The sequence below is a fragment of the Microbacterium bovistercoris genome, assembly GCF_003387575.1.
Classification (GTDB): domain Bacteria; phylum Actinomycetota; class Actinomycetes; order Actinomycetales; family Microbacteriaceae; genus Microbacterium; species Microbacterium bovistercoris.
This window is the reverse complement of the sequence record NZ_QUAB01000039.1, coordinates 198,837-218,981: the sequence shown is the minus strand read 5'-3', so window position 1 is coordinate 218,981 and position 20,145 is coordinate 198,837. Positions and strand designations below refer to the sequence as shown.

Genomic DNA, 20,145 nt, shown 5'->3' with positions numbered 1-20,145 from the left:
ATTTGGCATTTGACAAGTGCACGCTGTTGAGTTCTCAAGGATCGGACGCACCCACACACCCACCAGAACCTGATGGAGACGCGCAGGGCAACTTCACTATCTTATCCACCTCCACCGATCTGTCAACTCGACGGATCGAAGGAGGAGGAAGCATGTCCGCCGCTTGGAGGGGAGCTGGGCCTTCCGGCCTTTCGCTCAACCGCTTGGGGCGAACAGGTAATAACTTACGCGGATCCGGGGCATCGGGCAAATCGGGCCCGACTCTCTGGCGTGTCGCGCGCCGCTTCCCCGGAACGACGCGGATCAACCGCCGGTGTACCCGGTGATGAAGCCCTGCGCGAAGAGCAGCCCTGCGGCGAGGGTGCCGAAGACGCTGATCACGATGCCCGCGATCCCCGCCCACCGCGGCCGGCGCATGACCGCGATGATCGACAGGACGAAGCCGACCACGAGCACGAGTCCGCCGAGCAGCTCGGGCAGGATCCACGGCGTGCAGACACCGACCGTTCCGATCACCGCCAGCGCGATGCCGACGAACCCGATGGCACTGCGTCGCGGTGCGGTGGACGTGCTGAGCTGCCCGGCCTCGCCGCCGGCAGGCGCTTCACTCGACATGGCACGATCCTCGCAAAGATCGTCGGCGTTGCCCACTGATCCAGCGGCATGCCGCGAACCGGAATGCGAGAAGCCCCGGCGATCGCCGGGGCTTCTCCGTCTTGTGGACCCAGGGGGATTCGAACCCCCGACCTCTTCATTGCGAACGAAGCGCGCTACCAACTGCGCCATGGGCCCTAGGACTCAGCAACACTATCACGGGTTCAGCCGGCCGCACGCCGCTCCAGCAGCTGACGGACGTGCGCTTCGATCTCGGCGTCGTCGACGAACCCCATCCGGGCGTACGGCGAGGTGCCATCCGCCGCCGGAAGACGCACGGGCTCGGGCGGGGCGATCTCCTCGGCACGTCGGCGGAGCTCCTCGCGACGCGCTGCGCGGCGCAGTTCCTCCTGCGCCTCGCGCTGCGCCTGCGCGACCTGCGTGCGGGAACCGGCGACCTGAGAGAGCGACTGCGGCACCGGGCGCGGCGTCCACGTCGGCGCTCCCTGGTCGTGCAGCGGCGGCGAGACCCGAACGTGCTCGGCCGCAGGTGCGGCGACCCGGCGACGCGTGCGGAAGGCGACCCGTGCCATCTGCACCAGCACCACGATGCCGGTGAGGATGGTCACTCCCCCGGCGATCAGCCATCCGAAACCTCCGGCTGTCGCCAGCTGCCATCCGCCGAGACCGGCCATGCCGATTCCGAGCAGCAGCACGACCAGCGCCCCCTGACGCGTCCGGCGACGGGCGCGCGCCTGGCGCAGCACCGGATCGTTCCTGGTGGCGGCGAGCTCTTCCCTCAGCCTCGCCAGTTCGGCGTTCTCCCGCTCGTTCTGCACGCGCTTGGCCAGCCTCTGCTGAGCGAGCGCGGTACGGGCATTCAGCTCGAGACGGACCTCCTCGGGGGTCTCGCTGGTCTCGGCGAGCACGCGGAGGGCCTGGTTCAGTCGCACAGCGTTGCGCTCCGCGGCGTTGTACTGGTGACGGCCGCGCCAGCTGGGCAGCAGGTAGAGCATCCACAGCAGCGCGGCTACGAGGACGATCACTCCCCCACTCAGAACCGGCCCGTTCATAGCCTCAACGGTAAGCGACGCCATCGGTCCGCCATGCGCAGTGACGTCGCGTGTCGCCTCAGCCGATCGTCGGACCGGCCGAAGAGTCCCGTCCGGGTGCGGTCGAGCTCGGCGGCACCGCGCCGGCGTCCTTGGGCACGCCGCCCTGCAGCCACCGCGCGAGCACGCCCTGCGGGACGTCCTCCGTCGTCAGCGCGAACGCGTGGTGGTCGCGCCAGTCGCCGTCGATGTGGATGTAGCGGCGGCGCAGCCCCTCGTAGCGGAATCCGAGCTTCTGCACCACGCGGAGGCTCGCCCTGTTCTCGGGCCGGATGCAGATCTCCATGCGGTGCAGCCCGAACTGGGTGAAGCAGGCGTCCGTGGCCAGTGCCACCGCGGTGGGTGTGATGCCCTTGCCCGCGAACCGTTCGCTGACCCAGTATCCGATGGTCGCCGAGCACAGCGATCCGCGGGCGACGCCCCAGACGTTCAGCTGACCGGCGACCTCGCCGTCGTACTCCATGACGAACGGATACCCTGCTCCGTCGCGATACTGCTGCAGCAGCCGGCGGATGCCGACGCGCATGTCGAATGTCGGGACGCCGCCGGGAATCGTCGCCTCCCAGGGCTGCAGCCAGGACCGGTTCGCCAGCAGTTCGTGCTGCAGCACGCGCGCGTCGCGCGAGCGCACGAGACGCAGCGCGATCGGACCGTGCTGCAGGGGTGCGGAGGTGTCGAAAGGCATGGTGGTCGCGACTCGCACTAGAGGCGCTCGGCGAAGTCCTTCAGCCACGGCCGCAGCTCGGGGCCGAGGTCGTCGCGGTCGGCGGCGAGCTGCACGATCGCCTTGATGTAGTCGACCCGGTCCCCGGTGTCGTAACGCCGTCCGTGGAAGACGACGCCGACGACCCCTGGCCCGTCCGGCGCGGCGGCGAGTTCCTGCAGGGCGTCGGTGAGCTGGATCTCCCCTCCCTTGCCCGGCGGGGTGCGCTCCAGGATCTCGAAGACGGATGGCGGCAGCACGTAGCGCCCGATCACGGCCAGGTTCGACGGCGCATCCTCTGCGGCGGGCTTCTCCACCAGACCCGTCACGCGCACGACCTCACCGTCGTCAGCGGGTTCGACGGCGGCCGCTCCATACATGTGGATGCTGGCGGGGTCGACTTCCATGAGCGCGATCACCGCGGCACCTGTGCGCTCGTGCGCGGCGATCATGTCGACCAGCAGCGGGTCGCGCTCGTCGATCAGGTCGTCGCCCAGCAGCACGGCGAAAGAACTGTCGCCGACGTGCGTCCGCGCACGAAGCACCGCGTGCCCGAGTCCCTTCGGCTCGCCCTGACGCACGAAGTGGATGTCGGCGATGTCGCTCGAGGCCATGACGCGCTCGAGCCTGCCGGTGTCGCCCTTCTCCATGAGCTTCACCTCGAGCTCGGGCACCGAGTCGAAGTGGTTCGAGATGGCGTTCTTGTTGCGCCCGATGATGACGAGGACGTCGTCGATGCCGGCGTTCGCCGCCTCTTCCACCACGTACTGGATGGCCGGCTTGTCGACGACCGGCAGCATCTCCTTGGGCATCGCCTTGGTGGCGGGCAGGAAACGAGTGCCGAGACCCGCAGCGGGGATGACAGCCTTCATGGGGGACTTCGCCATCCGGCAAGCTTAGCGGGGAGCCTCGCAGAGCCCGCCTGTACGATCGGAGGCATGGCGAACGAGGTCGAGCAGGAGAAGCGCGCACTGCGCGCAGAGCTGCGAGAGCGCAGACAGCTGCTCTCCGACGCACAGCGCGAGGCGGCTGCTGCAGGCATCACCGCACAGCTCGACGCCCTGGTCGCCGCGCACGACGCATCCTCCATCTCGTGCTTCCTCTCGACGACGACCGAACCAGGCACGTGGGAGTTCGTCCGCGGCGCGGTGACGCGCGGCATCCGCGTGCTGCTGCCCGTCACCCGCGCCGACGGGCTGCTCGACTGGGCTGTCGCGAACGATTCCGACGAGGTGGCCGAGGGGATGTTCGGGCTGCCCGAGCCGACCGGCGAGGTACTCGGCCCGATCGCCGTGAACGACGTCGATCTGATGATCATCCCCGCGGCGGCTGTGGATCGCGGCGGCGTGCGCCTCGGCTGGGGTCGCGGCTACTACGACAAGACCATCGGATCAATGGAGCGCTGCCCGCCTGTCTACGCGGTGATCTATGATTCCGAGGTACTCGATTCGCTGCCGAGCGAGGTGCACGACCAGCCGGTGACCGGCGTCGTCACCCCCACGCAGACCATCACGCTGCCCCTGCCGCAGCACTGAACATCCGGGGGAACGTTGCCCACCTACGCCTATGCCTGCACGTCGTGCGGCCACAGTTTCGACGCCGTCCAGTCGTTCTCCGACGACGCCCTCACCATCTGCCCCGAGTGCGGCGGCGCGCTGCGCAAGCAGTACGGCTCGATCGGAGTGACCTTCAACGGCTCCGGCTTCTACCGCACGGACTCGCGCAAGAGTTCCGGTTCTGGCGCATCGAGCTCGGATTCGGCATCATCGAAGACGGCTTCTTCGTCATCCGCCTCACCGGCACCGGCGAAGGCCCCGTCCTCGAACTGAGGCTGGACACCTATTCGCACAGGGGGAAACTGTGATCAAGGGATTCAAAGAGTTCATCACCAAGGGCAACGTGATCGATCTGGCTGTGGCCGTCGTGATCGGTGCCGCATTCGCCGCGGTCGTGAACTCGCTCGTCGAAGCCGTCATCAACCCGCTCCTCGGCGCGTTCGTGCCCAGCGGAGATCTGGCGAAGTGGACGATCGACTTCCCGGGACTGTTCGCAGAGGTCCACCTGGGCATCGGCGCGATCATCTCGGCACTCATCACCTTCCTGGCCACCGCGCTGGTCGTCTACGTGGCACTTGTCCTGCCGATGAACAAGTACAAGGAGCACCAGGCGGCGAAGAACCCGGCCGTCGAGGAGGAGACCCTTCCCTCCGAGCAGGAACTGCTCATCGAGATCCGCGACGCTCTGCGCAAGAACGCCGCGAACTGACGGACCTCATCGAGGAGGCCGCCCCACGGGGCGGCCTCCTTCGTCTGTCACGTCTCAATAGTGCGGCGGCACCTCGCGCCGCATCCGCTCGTCATTGGGTCCCGTGTCGCCGGAGGCATCGGACGCCGCGGCATCCCGATCCCGCTCGTCCGGCTCCGCCCAGGTGTCCGGCGCGGGCGTCAGCTTCGCGCGGCGCGAACCGGGGACCCGCACCACATGCTGACGCTCCTCATCAACCATCCGTGCCGAGGTCCATCGGCTCGGTGTCGTGCTCGGCGCGCGCAGTCTCGGCAGAGATTCCCAGCACTTCGGCGATGCGGGTCGCGACCGTCGCGGGATCGCTGTACAGGTCGAAGGCGTGCACGCGCACGTAGTGCCATCCCAGCCGGCGCAGCACGTGCGGCCGCAGCCGCAGACTCTCGCGCAGCGATTCGCCGCGCGACTCCGGGTCGGGCTCGATGACGACGGCCTTGCCCGCGTACTGCGCGACCAGCGGCAGCAGGCCCCGGTAGTCCACGTCGACGGATGCTCCGAGCCGGCGAAGCTCGCGGGCGAGCGCCAGGGTCAGCGGATCGGCGAGGTCCTCGAGCCGGGCGTCCCTCCCGCGCACGGCCAGACCGCCGAGGATCGACATGAGCGTGGCAGCGCCGTACTTGAGCCGTCCCTCGTCGAACGCCGACGGCCGGATCGACGACACGATCACCATGGAACGGCGCGCCCTCGTCATCCCGACGGTGAGCAGGCGCTCGCCGTCCGCCGATGACAGATCACCGAAGTCGCTCAGCACGCGGCCGTGCTTGGTGAGCCCGTAGCCCAGCGAGAAGATCACGCGGTCGCGGCTCTCGGCGACCGACTCCTCGAGCGTGAGCACCGCGAACGGCTCTGCGGTGTCGCGCCGGACGAAGTCCGCGACATCCGACCGCCCGGCGAACGCGTTCGTCACCGCCGCGCGCACGCGCTCGGCGTGACGCCGGCTCGCCGTGACCACCATCAGGGTGTCGTCCGGCCGGTGGACCGCGTGCTCGACCACGAGGGTGACCACTCGGGCGACCTCGGCGTCCGGACTCTCGACAGCACCGGTGACGGGGTCGGGAGCCCCGACTCCGCCCTCGACGTAGTCGACGGTCAGGCTCCCCCGGCCCAGGTACGACCCCGCCCAGGGCAGCGACACGATCTCGCCACCGTAGAAGGCGTCGTTGATCAGTTCGGCGAGGTCCTCGCCCCCGGCGCGGTAGCTGCGGGTCAGGGTCGTCACCGGGAAGAGCTCGGCGAGCCGCTCGAACACCGAGACGTCGTCGAAGGCGACCTCGGGCTCCCAGGACTCATCGCGGTCGGTGGCCACCTCGAACGGCGTCGGCCGCTGGGTCACCGGATCACCGAATGCCACGATCTGGCGCGCGCGACGGATGGCGGGCGCCGCCTCTGCGAGGTTGATGGCCGCGGCATCCACCAGCAGCACGGTGTCGAACCGGATCTGCTCGGGGATGTCGGGAACCTCGTACGGCGACGAGATCCACAGCGGTGCGAGCACCTCGGTCAGGCGCGGTGCGGCGGTCACGATCTCGGCGGCCGTCGCGTGCCCGTGCTTCAGGGCGCGGCGCAGATGCTGCGCCTCCTGCGGCTCGTCGACGACGGCGATGCGCCACTGGTTCGCGAGGTTCCACGCCAGCAGCGGACCCGACATCGCGGCGTGCGCCTCGTCGACGAGACGGAAGTCCTTCTCAAGGCGATCGACGACCGCGGTGTTCGCGCCCAGCAGCGCACGGTCGTCCTGAAGTGAGCGCTCCAGCAGTGACTGCCACCACGCGAACTCCAGTTCGTCGGCGACACGCTCCTCCGGCACGTGCCGCACCGAGAGCTCCGTGAGCAGCGGGTCGAGTCCTAGCGCGGCGAGCTCGTCGCGGAGGGTCGCCCGCTCGACGAGGTTGTCGAAGACGTCGGACTTCGCGGCGAGACCGGAGAGCGTTCGCACGAGCCGTGCCACGGGGAGGGAGGAGAGCGGTTCGCGGCGTCCGATCGCGGCGTCCAGCTCGGCGAGTTCGGCGTGCACGCGCTGCCAGGCGACCTGCACGTCGGCGAGGCCGAGCGGCACCTCCGGTGCCACTCCGGCCTCGACGTACCGCTGCCACTGCGTGCGCTGCTGCTGGATGCGCAGCAGCGCCTCGTGCATCTCGGTGACATGCGCCCCCGGCCGCACGTACTCGCGGGCGAGACGTTTGAGCTGTCTGCGGGACGCCGCCGACATGCCCGGCGAATCCCGCCGCGAGCCGTGCGCCTGGATCAGCTCGCCCAGAGGCCGCTCGAACACGGTCGGGCTGAACCTGTCGAGGGTGTCCCTGATGCCCTGCAGCAGTCGCAGGTAGTCGCCCATCTCGTCGATCGTCGCGAACGGACGCATCCGCGTCTGCGCGATCAGCTCGTACCCGCGCTCCAGCAGTGCCGGCACCGCGGTGCCGTGCAGCCGTCCGGCGAGGGCGTGCGCGCTGCGCGCCGCCTCGGTGGTCTCGAAGCTCACGCCGTACCAGGGCGAGTCGTCCGGTCCGAACCGGAACTCGCCCAGCCGCGCGGCCTGGGTGAGCCGTTCGGCTGCAGCGCCGCGCTCCCCCGCCAGCCGCTCCAGCGCCGGGAGTCCGAGCCGAGCGCTCGTGGACGGCGGCACCTCGAGCGAAGCGAGGCGGGTCAGATTCCGCGTGGCGTCCAGCACGGATGCGCCCGTGGCGCCGACCGGCGAGACGAGAGCGTGCCGGTAGGCACGCAGCACGGTGCGCAGGCGCACCAGTGCGTCGTCGACGTCGGCGACCTTCGGCTGCGTGCTCTTCTCGCAGCGCGCGATCGCGCGCACCAGGTCGCGGCGGATGGATGCCGGAGACACGGCCAGTCCGTCCAGGCCGATGCCACCGAGGCGGTGCCGGACGCCGTCGAGAGTCGATCGGCGCGCCGAGATCACGAGAACGCGCTTGCCCGCGCGCACCAGTTCGCCGAGCGCATTGATCACGGTCTGGGTGCCGCCGGTGCCGGGAAGCGTGGCGACGATGAGCGACTGCCCCGCCGTGATCCGCGCGAGCACGGCCTCCTGCTCGCCGTCCGCGTCGAGCAGCAGGGTGTCGGATGCCGGAGCGCGGTCGTCGGGGCTGCTGACCGGTGTGTCGTCGCGGGACCCCGCACGGCGGCTGACCAGCTTCTCGCGGTCGTCGACGTGCCCCGCCAGCGCGTTCAGCACCGGATGATCGAGGTCTGCCATGTCGCGGACCATCGGGCTCGCGACGTCGGCGAACGTCGAGACGACGAGTCGTGGCTGCACCGAGAAGGTGTCGATGTGCTTGGTGAGCGCACGGAGCTGATCGATCACCGGCTGGGGCTTGAAGATGCCGCCGTCGTAGGCGAGCGCGGCGAGGTCGGCTGCATGGAGCGAGAGCCCGAAGTGCTCGCGGACCAGGCGCACCAGCTCCGGGTTGACCTCGAAGGCGCCGTGCAGTTTCAGTTCGAAGTCGGAGTGGTGGCGGCGGATCGCGAGCGGCCTCAGCAGCACAGGGGCCGCGAAATCCGTGCCGCCGATGCGCCAGCGGGCGATGCCGACGGCCAGGCGCACCGCGTCGATGCCCCGCACCGTGCGCAGCTCCGTGTTGCGGGCGGTGATGCGCTCTGCCGCCAGACGTGCGGTGCGCAGCCCCACCTCGTCGCGGAACAGGTTGGAGAGCAGCGTCGCGCGGCCGGTGATGAACTGGGGCAGGCTGCCGGGGTGGGCCTTGGAGATGTCGATCCCGTTGTCGCCGCGGTCGCGGAATCCGGTCAGCGACGACTGGCCGCCGAGGTCTGCCGCTTCGGCCCTCAGCCGCGTGCGCTCGGCTTCGGCGGCATGCGCGATATCCACCCCGGTTCCGGACTCTCCGAGCTCGCCCAGGGTCACCGCGGCATCCGTCTCTGCGTCTCCCGCCGGTTTCCCTTCACGTCGCCACACACGTCACAGACTAAGCGCGCCGCGCGCCCGAGCCGGTATCCCCGGCCGGTTTCCGGGCATTCCCCGGTGTCTCGACCCGTACTGCACAGGCCGGACGAGGTGGCGAACAGTCCACAGACACCGAGGATGACGCAGGCCGGAGCCGCGCAGTGGGCACCGCCCGGCGACAGTATGGAGCCATGACCTTCCGCTACGACTTCGCACCGACGCCGTTCGGCGACGCGCTCACCGTCTTCTCGGACGAGGGGCTGGTCTCGCTCGATCTGTCCGAGTCCGTCGATCCGCAGGCGCCCTGGCTGCTCGACGACATCTCGCAGCGCCTGCATGAGGTGCCGCGTCCCGACCCCGGCGCTGCCGATGAGCTCGCCCACCTGCTCGACCGCTATTTCGAAGGCGAGCCGACCCGGTTCGACGAGAGCGTGCGGCTGGACTGGCGTCTGATCGAGGGCTTCCTACGCGACGCGCTGCAGGCGATCTGCACGATCCCGTGGGGCGAGACGCTGAGCTACGGCGAGGTCGCCGTGCTGGCGGGAAGTCCGGGAGCGGCTCGTGCGGTCGGAACGGCCTGCCGGAACACGCCGTTCTCGATCGTGGTGCCCGTGCACCGGGTGATCCGCTCCGACGGGACGCCGGGCCACTACGGAGCGCACCCCGAGCGCAAGCGGTTCCTGCTCGATCTCGAGCGGCAGGCGGCCGCCTCCTGAACGACGCGGACCCCGGCGTGTAGGCCGCCGGGGTCCGCGTACTCGTTCTCGCTCGCTAGTGCTCGACCGCCTTCTCGGCTCCGAAGCCGGTGAGTGAACGCACCTCCATCTCGGCGGCCAGCGCACGCGACTCAGCCGTCTTGGCCGTGACCGTTCCCAGCCAGCCGAGGAGGAAGCCGAGAGGGATCGAGATGATGCCCGGGTTGTTCAACGGGAAGATCGCGATGTCGATCCCGGGGATCATCGACTTCTCCGAGCCCGAGAACACCGGCGAGATCACGATCAGCCCGATGGCGGCGATCAGCCCGCCGTACATGCTCCAGACGGCGCCGCGGGTGTTGAACCGCTTCCAGAACAGCGAGTACAGGATGGTCGGCAGGTTCGCCGACGCCGCCACGGCGAAGGCGAGCGCCACGAGGAACGCGATGTTCTGTCCCTGCGCTCCGATACCGCCCACGATCGCCACGATGCCGATCACGATCACCGTGCGGCGAGCGACCTTCACCTCGCCGTTCGGGTCGGCGGTGCCGTCACCGTTCTTGCCGCGCCTGATCACGTTCGCGTAGATGTCGTGTGCGAACGACGCCGCCGCCGTGATCGTGAGACCTGCGACCACCGCGAGGATCGTCGCGAAGGCCACGGCGGAGATGAATCCCATCAGGATCGGGCCGCCGAGCGCCTGCGCCAGCAGAGGTGCAGCGGAGTTCACGCCGCCGGGCGCGGCGAGGATGTTCTCCGGTCCGACCAGCGCTCCCGCACCGTAGCCGAGCACCAGGGTCAGCAGGTAGAAGAGTCCGATCAGCCAGATCGCCCAGACCACCGAGCGACGGGCCTCCTTCGCGGTGGGGACCGTGTAGAAGCGCATCAGCACGTGCGGCAGGCCGGCGGTGCCGAGCACGAGCGCCATGCCGAGCGACAGGAAGTCGATCGGATTCGCGCCGTACTGCAGGCCGGGACCGAGGATCTTGTCACCCGCAGGCGCCTCCGCGACCGCCGCCTCGAGCAGCGCGTTCAGGCTGAAGCCGTTCAGTGCGAAGACCCAGATCGTCATGGCGATCGCGCCGGCGATGAGGAGAACAGCCTTCACGATCTGCACCCAGGTCGTGCCCTTCATGCCGCCGATCAGCACGTACAGGATCATGAGCACACCCACGACGGCGATCACGATCGACTGCCCGACCTTCGTGTCGATGCCCAGCAGCAGCGACACGAGTCCGCCGGCGCCCGCCATCTGCGCCAGCAGGTAGAAGAAGCAGACCGCCAGGGTCGTGATGGCCGCCGCCATCCGCACCGGGCGCTGCTTGAGCCGGAACGAGAGCACGTCCGCCATCGTGAACTTGCCCGTGTTGCGCATCATCTCCGCGACCAGCAGCAGCGCCACCAGCCAGGCCACCAGGAATCCGATCGAGTAGAGGAACCCGTCGTAGCCGTTGACGGCGATCGCGCCGCAGATGCCGAGGAAGGATGCCGCGGACAGATAGTCGCCCGCGATCGCGAAGCCGTTCTGCGGACCGCTGAAGGAACGGCCGGCGGCGTAGTAGTCCGCGGCGGTCTTGTTGTTGCGACTCGCGCGGATGACGATGAACAGCGTGACGGCGACGAATGCGCCGAAGATGGCGATGTTCAGGACCGGATTGTTGTCGACCGTGGTGACGGCGGAATGGATGTTCATGCCTCTGCCTGCACCTTCTCGAGTTCATCCCTGATCGCCGATGCCTGCGGATCGAGTCGCTTGTTGGCGAAGGCGACGTACCACATCGTGATGACGAATGTGGTGACGAATTGACCCAGTCCGAACAACAGGCCGACGGTGATGTCGCCCCAGACGCGCTGACTCATGAATTCCGTCGCGAAGGCGGCGAGCAGCACATAGGCGAAGTACCAGATGAGGAAGAACGCCGCGAGCGGGAAGATGAATGACCGCTGCGTCTTCTTCAGTGTCCGGAACCGCTCCGATTCCTGCATCGCGATGTAGTCGATTCCGTCCGGGGGAACGGGATCATTCAGATCTGTCATGAGGCCTCCTTGCCGCATGTCATGGGCACGCACGTGCGCGCCGCACGGGTGATAGGGTCGACGCTACGAAAGTGGGGATCGGTGCCGTCACCCCCGAAAGTTGGTACTCGGTGAACATGACTTCCACGTTGGAGTCAGAAGAGCAACTCGTCGCCGGCGCGGTGCGCGAGCTCTCCCGCCGTACCCGGTTCCCCGTCGCGTTCGGAGGCCTGGTCGAGAGCGGAGTCGTCTCGGTCACGACCATCGTGGGCAACCGCACACGCAGCCTCGACGGCCTGCGAGTCCGCCCGGATCGCGGACTCGGCGGCCGCGCGATGACCGAGCTGCGCCCTCGCATGACCAGCAACTACCGCACGTCGCAGCAGATCACCCATGACTACGACATGTTCGTGCTCGGCGAGGGGCTGCGGACCCTGCTGGCCGTGCCCATCGTCGTCGCCGGCCGCCCGCGCGGCGTGCTCTATGCCGGCGCGTGGGAGGAATCCCAGATCGGCGGCATCACCACGGCACCCGCGATGTCGGTCGCCCAGGCGCTCTCGAGCGAGCTGCGCATCAGGGACGAGGTGGAAAGACGCATCGCGTCGCTTTCTGCACCCGCGGACCTCGCCCCCTCGCACAAGGAGGAGCTGCGTGAGAGCTTCGCCGAACTGCGCAGCGTCGCCGCCTCGGTCGACGACGCGGAGCTGCGCGAGCGGATCGCCGGGGTGGAGAGGCGCCTCCTCGCCCTGACCGGTGATGCGCTTCCGCCGCTCACCTCCCCCATTCCGACGGTTCATCTCTCGCCTCGAGAACTCGATGTCCTGTCGTGTGCGGCTCTCGGGTCGACCAATGCCGAGATCGCCGCGCAATTGGGTCTTCGAGAGGGAACGGTGAAAGCGTATCTGGGCACGGCGATGTCGAAACTCGACGCGTCGACGCGTCATTCTGCTGTGGCCCGTGCGAGGCGCGCGAATCTTCTTCCGTGAAACGCGCGCGGAATTCTTGCGATGACGAATTCCCTGCTTTACGTTTGACCGCATGGCTCGAAGAATTGTGCACCAGCTGGTCGACGATATCGACGGAACCCTGCTCGAGGTCGGCGACGGCGAAACCATCCATTTCTCGGTCGGCGGCACCGCCTACGAGATCGATCTGAACAACGAGCACGCAGAGGAGTTCCGTGCCGCGCTCGCTCCGTACATCCAGGCGGGTCGTCGTGCCGGTTCTGCGGGCGGCGGCCGCAGCGCGTCACCGCGCCGCAGCGCCTCGCGCAACTCCGACACGGCCGCCATCCGCGAGTGGGCCGGGGCGAACGGGTACAAGGTGTCCGAGCGCGGACGCATCTCCGCGGAGGTCGTCGAGGCGTACCGCGCCGCGCACTGAGGTCTTCATCTGAGAAGGAGCCGTCCGGGTGGCGGCTCCTTCTTCGTGCCCTCGCGTCCCCATCGCGCCCTCCACGCGCCGCAGGAACGCAGGCGGGTCACGTTGCGCGGAACAGCGGCGCGCGGAGCCTCCTGCGCGACCGGGGCCCGGCTGACGAGCGGTGAGGATGCGAAAGGGGCCACCCTCCGGGCGGCCCCTTTCGCATCCGTGCCCTCGACAGGATTCGAACCTGCGACCTGCCCTTTAGGAGAGGGCTGCTCTATCCAGCTGAGCTACGAAGGCGCCCGACAAGTCTATCCGGCTGCGTCCGCACTGCGGATCACGCCGCCAGCGCCAGGTACGGCTCCCAGCACGGGTCGCTGCGCTCGGTGCCGCGCACCGTCCACGCCGTGCCGTGCGGCGGACGCGGCGTACTGCGCAGCTCCCAGCCCATCTCCTGCGGAGTCCGGTCGCTCTTGACGTTGTTGCAGCGCAGGCAGCAGGCCACCAGGTTCTCCCAGGAGTCCGCTCCCCCGCGTGAGCGCGGCATCACGTGGTCGATCGTCGAGGCCGCCTTGCCGCAGTACCCGCACCTGTGGCTGTCGCGGCGCAGCACCCCGCGTCTGGTGACCGGCACACGACGCGAGAGGGGCACGCGCACGTATCTCGACAGGATGATCACCGCGGGGCGGTCGTACGACCCGTGGGAGGCCCAGACCGGGTCGCCCTCCACTCGTTCGATGACCGTGGCCTTGTCATTCATGACCAGGACAAGGGCTCTCTTGAACGAGACCACCGCGAGCGGCTCGTATCCGGCGTTCAGTACCAGTGTGCGCATCGTCATCCTCTCGATCCGCCGGGATGGCTTCCCGGCACTCTCGACTCACACGACGCCGTGCAGACAGCAGTCGACCGGAGGATGCGAAAAAGGCGCCGTCTCAGCTGAGACAGCGCCTTTCAGGCTCGGCGGCACCGAGGCATCCATCCGGCAGATGGCGAAGGACCAGACGACCGAGAGCATCCATGGTGCGGATGCGCGGTTGCAGCTCCATCGGCTTCTCCTGCCTGAACGACGACGGGTTCAGGCTAACGCATGCGCGACACGCCCGGGCGAAATCGTGGTGAACGCCCGGTGGCGTGTCGGCCGCGGGATCAGCCGGCGTTGGCGCGAAGCCAGGCGATCGGCTCGACGAGGGAACCGTTGATCTCGACCTCGAAGTGCAGGTGCGCGCCGTAGGAGCGGCCGGTGTTGCCGCGCTTGCCGATGAACTGGCCGGCCGTGACGGTCTGGCCTGCGGTCACGGCGCGCGAGCCGTTGATCATGTGCGCATACAGCGTCGAGACGCGCTTGCCGCCCACGACGCCGTCGATGACGACGGCGACACCGTAGCCGTAATAGCTCTCGCTCGAGATGCGCACGCGTCCGCCGGTGGCCGCGAAGATCGGGGTGCCGGCGGGGCCGGCCATGTCAGCACCGTTGTGGCCGCTGCTGAGCGTACGGCTGACGGTGTAGGAGCCGGCAGGAAGCGGGTAGCGCACCGCGCCCGAGCCGGCGGCGACCAGCTGCAGGTCGGCGTCACTCACATTGCCACCGGCCGAGGCGACGCGCGCGGCTGCGGCGGCCCGCTTCTTGGCCGCCTCCTCCGCCTTCTTCTTCGCGATCTCCTCGGGAGTGGTCGCCGAGTAGTTGCCGCGCGCGATCGGAGCGGCGGTGGCCTCGGAGGCGACGACGAGCGACTGCGCATCGTCGACGGCCGCCTGGCGCAGCGACGTGGCCGCAGCGGTGGAGGGTGTCGAGGTCGCCGCGTACGCCGGGAGGGCGACTGCTGCGACGAGCGCGCCGACGGCGGCGAAGATCGCCACTGTCCGCATCGGCTTCACGTTCCGAGTCCTGGGCTTCGCCCCGCGCTTCGCGGGGGTGCGCTGTTCAGATGTCGTGTCGGGCTTGTCGATGTCTGCGGCCAAAAGGTGGTCCTCCTGCGCCTCCGCGCTTCGGGTGAGCGCAGGCTCGTCAGCAAGTCGTCAGTCGTGCACGCAAATATTGCGGCACGTTGTGCGTTCTCCGCGAAGACGACGAGCCCGGGAGGCGATCTTCACGTCAGTCACCGGCGGGCTTCTTCGCCAGCGACCCGAACGACGTTACCGGAAGATAACGATTCTGTCACCCTGTGAACCTGACAATCCCCGGCATGGATGCCGAAAGCACCCGTGATCAGGCCGGATCTCCGACGAGGAAGATGTGCGAGGCGAGCTCGACCGGAAGCTCGAGCCCTTCTTCCTGCCCCTCCATCTGAATCAGGACGTAGCCCTCGTTGTAGCGGTAGTCGCCGCGCGCGCCGGGCACGACGCCCGCGTCGCGCAGCTGCTCGAGCAGCTCAGGGTCCACCTGTGCCGGCTCCGCCAGGCGCCGCACCGTTCCGTCGATCGGCTCGCCTGCGGCGTCCAGCTTCTTCACCAGTCCGATGACCCCGTCGTCGAAGGTGCGCGCGGGCAGGTCGCCCAGCTGGTCGAGGCCGGGGATCGGGTTGCCGTAGGGCGACTCGGTCGGATGCCCGAGCAACTCGACGAGACGGCGCTCGACCTGCTCACTCATCACGTGCTCCCAGCGGCAGGCCTCTTCGTGAACGAACGCCCAGTCCAGGCCGATCACATCCGACAGCAGACGCTCGGCGAGGCGGTGCTTGCGCATCACGTCGACGGCCTTGCGGCGGCCGGCGTCGGTCAGTTCGAGCGTGCGGTCCTCCGACACGACGACCAGACCGTCGCGCTCCATGCGCCCGACGGTCTGCGACACCGTGGGGCCGGAGTGCCCGAGGCGCTCGGAGATGCGCGCGCGCAGCGGAACGATGTTCTCCTCCTCGAGCTCGAGGATGGTGCGCAGATACATCTCCGTGGTGTCGATCAGGTCGGCCATGGATTCCCTCCGAAGTCTTCTTAGGCAAGCCTACATTCCCCCTCCGACACCGGGCGTCACAGGAACGGGAGGGCTTCCCCTCCGCGCCTATGATCGATCCATGGCGATCGAGATCCCCCGAGAACTCCTGCCCGTCGACGGCCGCTTCGGCTGCGGTCCATCCAAGGTGCGCACCGAGCATGTCGCGGCGCTGGCGGAGGTCGGCGCCTCGCTGCTGGGCACGTCGCACAGGCAGGCTCCGGTGAAGAACCTCGTCGGCAGCGTGCGAGAGCAGCTCGCCTCGCTGTTCCGGCTGCCCGACGGGTACGAGATCCTGCTCGGCAACGGCGGTTCGACCGCGTTCTGGGATGCCGCGGCGTTCGGCCTCATCGAGAACCGCGCGCAGAACCTGGTGTTCGGAGAGTTCGGCGGCAAGTTCGCCAAGGCTGCGGCAACTCCGTGGCTGCAGGCACCCGACGTGCGCAAGGCCGAGCCCGGCTCACGGATCGGCGCCGAGATCATCGACGGCGTCGACGTGTACGCCTGGCCGCACAACGAGACCTCGACCGGCGTCGCCGCTCCCGTGCATCGCGTGGCGGCCGAAGGGGCACTGACCGTGATCGACGCGACCAGTGCCGCAGGCGGCATCGACGTCGACATCGCCGAGACCGACATCTACTACTTCGCGCCGCAGAAGAACTTCGCCTCCGACGGCGGACTGTGGCTGGCCGCTGTGTCGCCCGCCGCGATCGAGCGTATCGAGCGCATCGCTGCATCCGACCGCTACATCCCCGAGTTCCTCAGCCTGAAGAACGCGGTCGACAACTCCCGCCTGAACCAGACGCTGAACACCCCGGCGCTCACGACGCTGCACCTGCTCGACAGCCAGCTGCGGTGGATGCTCGAGAACGGCGGACTGTCGTGGGCGGCTGCCCGCACGGCCGAGTCCTCCGGCATCCTCTACGACTGGGCTGCGGCGTCTCCGGTGGCGACACCGTTCGTCGCCGAGCCGGCCGACCGCTCGCAGGTCGTCGTCACTGTCGACTTCGACGACAGCGTCGACGCGGCGGCGGTCGCGAAGGAGCTGCGCGCGAACGGCATCGTCGACACCGAGCCCTATCGCAAGCTGGGCCGCAACCAGCTGCGCGTCGCGACGTTCGTGTCGATCGAGCCCGACGATGTGCGGCAGCTGACCCGCTCGATCGACTACGTGCTCGAGAACACCGCCGGCTGAGCCGGGGCGCCGCGACAGCCGCACCGCCGGCAGCGCTCGCGCGGCACTCCCCTGCTCGCGCTGCGCACATCTGCGCCGCGCGAGCCGAGAAGAGCAGCGCGAGCGACCCCGGATGCCGAGAAGGGCAGCGCGAACCGAGAAGAGCAGCGTGAGCCTGTGACGGCAGCGCGCCGCGCTGGCGATGACCTCCACAACGCCGAGACCCCGTCTGAATCACGTGATTCAGACGGGGTCTCGGCGAAGAACGCGAGTTCCGGCTACTCCTCCTCGTCGGATGAGTCCTCGTCGCCCGGCTCGTCCTCGCCGGATGCGCCGTCCTCATCGGCCTCAGCCTCATCGGACGCCTCGTCGAGCTCGTCGATGTCGACGCCGTCCAGATCGCCGGCGTGCAGTGCACGGGGCTCGTCCTCGGCGTCGAGGTCGTCGTCATCCTCTGCGTCGAGATCGTCCGCGTCGAGCTCCTCTTCCGCGTCCTCCTCATCGGAGCCCTCGGCGGCGGCCTGCTCGGCCAGCTCCGCCTGGTGCGCGCGGTACTCGGCCAGACGCTCGGCCCACGGCACCCAGTCCGGGGCCAGCAGCGCGCCGTCTCCGGGGAGCAGCTCCACCTCGAGCACGGTCGGCTCGGCGTCGTCGACCTGCGCGACGGTGACCGTCCAGTACCAGCCCGGATATCCGGGAAGGCGGTTCTCGAACCGCAGCGAGACCGCGCCATCCTCCTCGACCGAGTGCCCCGCGGCGGGCCCGACGGTCGAGGGGGCGGTGATCTCGTGCAGCGCGGCGAGCGCCAGCTCACGGGATGCGTCGGCGAGGGCCTCAGGCGTCGAGGTCATCGGCGACCTTGCGGAGCACGGCCGCGATCTTGCGGCCCTGAGCGGACGAGGGGTAGCGGCCGTGGCGCAGGTCGCCGCCGATGCCGTCGAGCAGCTTCACGAGGTCCTCGACGATGATCGCCATGTCATCGGCCGGCTTGCGCTTCGCCTTCGCCAGGCTCGGCGGGGTGTCGAGGACGCGCACCGACAGCGCCTGCAGACCGCGCTTGCCGTCGGCGACCCCGAACTCCACACGGGAGCCGGACTTCACGGCCGCCCCCGCGGGCAGGGCTGAGGCGTGCAGGAAGACGTCCTGGCCGTCATCCGCGGAGATGAAGCCGAACCCCTTCTCGTCGTCGTAGAACCTGACCTTGCCGGTGGGCATGCGAACAAACCTCTTCTGCTGAGAAAATCAAGACTTCGCGCGGGTGCGCGACGTCTCCAGCCTACCGGGTGAGCGCGACCGCGGCCGCGGGCAGGGACTAGTCTGAGAAGGATGAGCGCACAGCGGAGACGGCCGGACAGCGGCACCCCCAATTCTGAGGTGCCCGACCTCCCGGTCCGCACGATCGACAAGGTGCTCGCCTATACGGCACTCGGCCTCGCCGGAGCGTCCGTGCTCTGCTTCTTCGCGATCATCATCGGCACGGCCACAGGCATGAAGCAGGAGGCGTTCGCGCAGGGTGCGTGGCCGCTCATCGCCGGGTTGCCGCTGTACGGCCTGCCGATCGCCTTCGTGATGATCATCGCGCTGCTGATCATGAGCATGGTCCGCAAGGGACGCGCGGCGAAGCGGTCCTAGGACGCCTCGATCATGAGCACCCACGCGCGCCCGCTCGCCGTCAGGCTGGCTGCGGCGAGCGATGACGAGCTGACCGCGCTGTTCCGGGCGCGCGGCATCAAGCCGGATGCGCCGTGGCAGGACTTCTTCGATGCTGCGGAGGCGCTGCTCGAACCGGCCTCCATCGAGCGCGCGCTGGTCGCGCTCCCCCTGGCGGATGCCGCTGCGCTGCTGCACGCCGCAGAGGGGCACGGGCAGGCCACGCCGCACCTGACGGCTCTCGCCCTGCAGGATCCGTCCGGGCTCGTCCCGGTACCCGTGGCGGAGCAGGTCGCCGGCCGGCGGCTGCCGGACGTCGCCGAGGAGCAGCCTCAGCACGCCGCATCCGTCCACGACCCCGCACCCATCGCCGAACGCGCATTCACCACAGCCTCCCGGGTCGCCGACATGCTGCTCGTGGCGCGCGAGGCGCCCTTGGGCCTGCTCGCGACGGGGACGCTCGCGGCGGGCGAGAAGAAGCGCCTCGCGGAGGCCGGGATCGAGCAGAATGCCGACGACCTGCGCACGATCGCCGAGGACGCGGGGCTGCTGAGCACGAGCGATCGTCGGGTGCAGGTGACGACGGAAGCGGATGCCTGGCTCGGTCTGCCCTTCGCCGACCGCTGGTCACGACTGGCAGCGGCGTTCCGCCGGGCGCTGCCCGACGGGGTCCGCGACGGCGCCGGGTGGCTGCCGCCGTCGTCCTGGCCGCACGCCTACCCCTGGGATCCGTCCTGGCCGGACCGCGAGGCCGGGCTGCGGCGCAGAGCTCACCTGCTCGGCCTGACCGCGGCGGACGGCGCCGAACCCGACTGGGCGGCGCCGCTGCGGCGGGGCGACATCGTCGACACCGCATCCCTCGAGCAACTGGTGCCCGCCGAAGTCGACCGGGTCTTCCTGCAGAACGATCTGACCGCCATCGCTCCGGGCCCGCTCCAGCCGGCCCTCGAAGTGCGACTTCGCGGCATGGCCGAGCGCGACTCCGCGCAGTCCTCGTCCTACCGGTTCACCGCGGAGTCGATCGACCGGGCCCTCGTCGAGGGCGAGACCGAGGCATCCGTCCTCGGGTTCCTCACCGCGCTCTCGCTGACCGGTCTCCCGCAGCCGCTCTCCTACCTGGTCGGCCAGACCGCGCAGCGGCACGGTCTGGTGCGGGTCTGGGCGTCGGAGACCGGAACGGTCGTCACCAGCAGCGACCCGCATCTGGTCCAGGCGATCGGCATCGATCGCGGTCTGCGGCCGCTGGGCCTCACCGCAGAGGACGGCATGCTCGTCTCGCGCGTCAGTGCCGAGACCGTGTACTGGGCGATGGTGGACGCCCGCTACCCCGCGACCCTCGTCGACGACACGGGCAACGCGGTCTCGATGCGCCGCACCCCGCCCGTCGCCCAGACGACCGCCGCCGTCCCGTCCTACGCCTCGCTCATCGCGCGGCTGCGCGCACGGCAGGGGCCGGATGCGGATGCCGCGTGGCTGGACCGCGAACTGGAGGCCGCGGTGCGCGCCAAGGCACTGCTGATCGTCGACGTCGGGATGCCGGACGGCTCGACGCGCGAACTCGTCCTGGAGGCGACGGGGCTCGGCGGAGGCCGCCTGCGCGGCCTGGACCGCGGCGCCAACGTGGAGCGGACGCTGCCGGTGCGCAGCATCCGCGCCGTGCGTCTCGCCGACCTGCCGACGCCCGACTGACGACCGG

General features: G+C 69.3%; 22 protein-coding genes and 2 tRNA genes. 9 read left to right on the top strand and 15 right to left on the bottom strand.

Annotated elements, in window-relative coordinates:
• Positions 1-303: 303 nt before the first annotated feature.
• From DY023_RS08675 to galU, 5 genes are all read right to left on the bottom strand, one after another.
• On the bottom strand, positions 304-615 hold the full coding sequence (locus DY023_RS08675; protein ID WP_116241923.1) for a hypothetical protein: 312 nt from the start codon (positions 613-615) through the stop codon (positions 304-306).
• 104 nt (positions 616-719) lie between these two features.
• Positions 720-792: transfer RNA gene (locus DY023_RS08670), tRNA-Ala, on the bottom strand.
• A gap of 26 nt (positions 793-818) precedes the next feature.
• Positions 819-1,667: a hypothetical protein gene (locus DY023_RS08665; protein ID WP_116241922.1), complete on the bottom strand. Its 849-nt coding sequence runs from the start codon at positions 1,665-1,667 to the stop codon at positions 819-821.
• Between the two features lie 58 nt (positions 1,668-1,725).
• Complete coding sequence (locus tag DY023_RS08660) at positions 1,726-2,391, bottom strand: GNAT family N-acetyltransferase (protein WP_181905775.1); 666 nt, start codon at positions 2,389-2,391, stop codon at positions 1,726-1,728.
• A gap of 17 nt (positions 2,392-2,408) precedes the next feature.
• Positions 2,409-3,296: a UTP--glucose-1-phosphate uridylyltransferase GalU gene (gene galU / locus DY023_RS08655; RefSeq protein WP_116241921.1), complete on the bottom strand. Its 888-nt coding sequence runs from the start codon at positions 3,294-3,296 to the stop codon at positions 2,409-2,411.
• A 51-nt stretch (positions 3,297-3,347) separates the two neighbouring features.
• On the opposite strand from galU, the gene DY023_RS08650 reads away from it, so the two are divergent.
• From DY023_RS08650 to mscL, 3 genes are read left to right on the top strand one after another with little or no spacing between them, the layout of a single operon-like run.
• Entirely contained in the window at positions 3,348-3,944 is a 597-nt protein-coding gene (locus tag DY023_RS08650) for a 5-formyltetrahydrofolate cyclo-ligase (RefSeq protein ID WP_116241920.1), read from the top strand.
• 15 nt (positions 3,945-3,959) lie between these two features.
• Positions 3,960-4,238 carry an FmdB family zinc ribbon protein gene (locus DY023_RS08645; protein WP_116241919.1) on the top strand — a complete coding sequence of 93 codons (279 nt, stop codon included), beginning with the start codon at positions 3,960-3,962 and terminating at the stop codon, positions 4,236-4,238.
• A 31-nt stretch (positions 4,239-4,269) separates the two neighbouring features.
• The gene (gene mscL / locus DY023_RS08640; protein ID WP_116241918.1) at positions 4,270-4,674 is read left to right on the top strand and encodes a large conductance mechanosensitive channel protein MscL; all 405 of its coding nucleotides are present in this window, start codon (positions 4,270-4,272) and stop codon (positions 4,672-4,674) included.
• 54 nt (positions 4,675-4,728) lie between these two features.
• Here the strand turns inward: mscL and DY023_RS08635 are convergent, their stop codons facing one another.
• Positions 4,729-4,914 (bottom strand): hypothetical protein, encoded by a 186-nt coding sequence (locus DY023_RS08635; protein WP_116241917.1) that lies wholly within the window; start codon positions 4,912-4,914, stop codon positions 4,729-4,731.
• Positions 4,907-8,632, bottom strand: coding sequence for an ATP-binding protein (locus tag DY023_RS08630; RefSeq protein ID WP_116241916.1), 3,726 nt, complete (start codon positions 8,630-8,632; stop codon positions 4,907-4,909). The genes DY023_RS08635 and DY023_RS08630 overlap by 8 nt, the downstream gene beginning before the upstream one ends.
• Before the next feature lie 179 nt (positions 8,633-8,811).
• Here DY023_RS08630 and DY023_RS08625 point away from each other — a divergent pair, with 179 nt between their 5' ends.
• Positions 8,812-9,336 carry a methylated-DNA--[protein]-cysteine S-methyltransferase gene (locus DY023_RS08625; RefSeq protein ID WP_116241915.1) on the top strand — a complete coding sequence of 175 codons (525 nt, stop codon included), beginning with the start codon at positions 8,812-8,814 and terminating at the stop codon, positions 9,334-9,336.
• A 55-nt stretch (positions 9,337-9,391) separates the two neighbouring features.
• Here the strand turns inward: DY023_RS08625 and DY023_RS08620 are convergent, their stop codons facing one another.
• Positions 9,392-11,008: a solute symporter family protein gene (locus tag DY023_RS08620; protein WP_116241914.1), complete on the bottom strand. Its 1,617-nt coding sequence runs from the start codon at positions 11,006-11,008 to the stop codon at positions 9,392-9,394.
• Positions 11,005-11,352: a DUF485 domain-containing protein gene (locus DY023_RS08615; protein ID WP_116241913.1), complete on the bottom strand. Its 348-nt coding sequence runs from the start codon at positions 11,350-11,352 to the stop codon at positions 11,005-11,007. The genes DY023_RS08620 and DY023_RS08615 overlap by 4 nt, the downstream gene beginning before the upstream one ends.
• Positions 11,353-11,468: 116 nt before the next feature.
• On the opposite strand from DY023_RS08615, the gene DY023_RS08610 reads away from it, so the two are divergent.
• A complete protein-coding gene (locus tag DY023_RS08610; RefSeq protein ID WP_116241945.1) occupies positions 11,469-12,317 on the top strand; it encodes a LuxR C-terminal-related transcriptional regulator in 849 nt (282 codons plus the stop codon).
• A 52-nt stretch (positions 12,318-12,369) separates the two neighbouring features.
• Positions 12,370-12,714, top strand: a complete 345-nt coding sequence (locus DY023_RS08605; RefSeq protein WP_116241912.1) for a histone-like nucleoid-structuring protein Lsr2 — start codon at positions 12,370-12,372, stop codon at positions 12,712-12,714.
• A gap of 208 nt (positions 12,715-12,922) precedes the next feature.
• On the opposite strand, the gene DY023_RS08600 is transcribed toward DY023_RS08605, so the two are convergent.
• From DY023_RS08600 to DY023_RS08585, 4 genes are all read right to left on the bottom strand, one after another.
• Positions 12,923-12,996, bottom strand: a tRNA-Arg gene (locus tag DY023_RS08600).
• Positions 12,997-13,033: 37 nt separating this feature from the next.
• Positions 13,034-13,531 (bottom strand): HNH endonuclease, encoded by a 498-nt coding sequence (locus DY023_RS08595; protein ID WP_116241944.1) that lies wholly within the window; start codon positions 13,529-13,531, stop codon positions 13,034-13,036.
• A 314-nt stretch (positions 13,532-13,845) separates the two neighbouring features.
• On the bottom strand, positions 13,846-14,565 hold the full coding sequence (locus DY023_RS08590; RefSeq protein ID WP_181905780.1) for a M23 family metallopeptidase: 720 nt from the start codon (positions 14,563-14,565) through the stop codon (positions 13,846-13,848).
• A gap of 340 nt (positions 14,566-14,905) precedes the next feature.
• Positions 14,906-15,607, bottom strand: coding sequence for an iron-dependent transcriptional repressor DtxR (locus DY023_RS08585; RefSeq protein WP_116241910.1), 702 nt, complete (start codon positions 15,605-15,607; stop codon positions 14,906-14,908).
• Positions 15,608-15,707: 100 nt separating this feature from the next.
• Between DY023_RS08585 and serC the strand changes: the two genes are divergently transcribed.
• Positions 15,708-16,820 (top strand): phosphoserine transaminase, encoded by a 1,113-nt coding sequence (gene serC / locus DY023_RS08580; protein ID WP_116241909.1) that lies wholly within the window; start codon positions 15,708-15,710, stop codon positions 16,818-16,820.
• A 257-nt stretch (positions 16,821-17,077) separates the two neighbouring features.
• Here the strand turns inward: serC and DY023_RS08575 are convergent, their stop codons facing one another.
• Both DY023_RS08575 and DY023_RS08570 read right to left on the bottom strand, forming a co-directional pair.
• A complete protein-coding gene (locus DY023_RS08575; RefSeq protein WP_116241908.1) occupies positions 17,078-17,650 on the bottom strand; it encodes a DUF3027 domain-containing protein in 573 nt (190 codons plus the stop codon).
• Positions 17,634-18,014, bottom strand: coding sequence for a cold-shock protein (locus DY023_RS08570; protein ID WP_116241907.1), 381 nt, complete (start codon positions 18,012-18,014; stop codon positions 17,634-17,636). Before DY023_RS08570 ends, DY023_RS08575 begins: the two co-directional genes overlap by 17 nt.
• A gap of 111 nt (positions 18,015-18,125) precedes the next feature.
• Between DY023_RS08570 and DY023_RS08565 the strand changes: the two genes are divergently transcribed.
• A complete protein-coding gene (locus tag DY023_RS08565) occupies positions 18,126-18,431 on the top strand; it encodes a multidrug ABC transporter ATPase (RefSeq protein ID WP_116241906.1) in 306 nt (101 codons plus the stop codon).
• Between the two features lie 12 nt (positions 18,432-18,443).
• Positions 18,444-20,138: a helicase-associated domain-containing protein gene (locus DY023_RS08560; RefSeq protein ID WP_116241905.1), complete on the top strand. Its 1,695-nt coding sequence runs from the start codon at positions 18,444-18,446 to the stop codon at positions 20,136-20,138.
• The last annotated feature ends 7 nt before the right edge of the window (positions 20,139-20,145 follow it).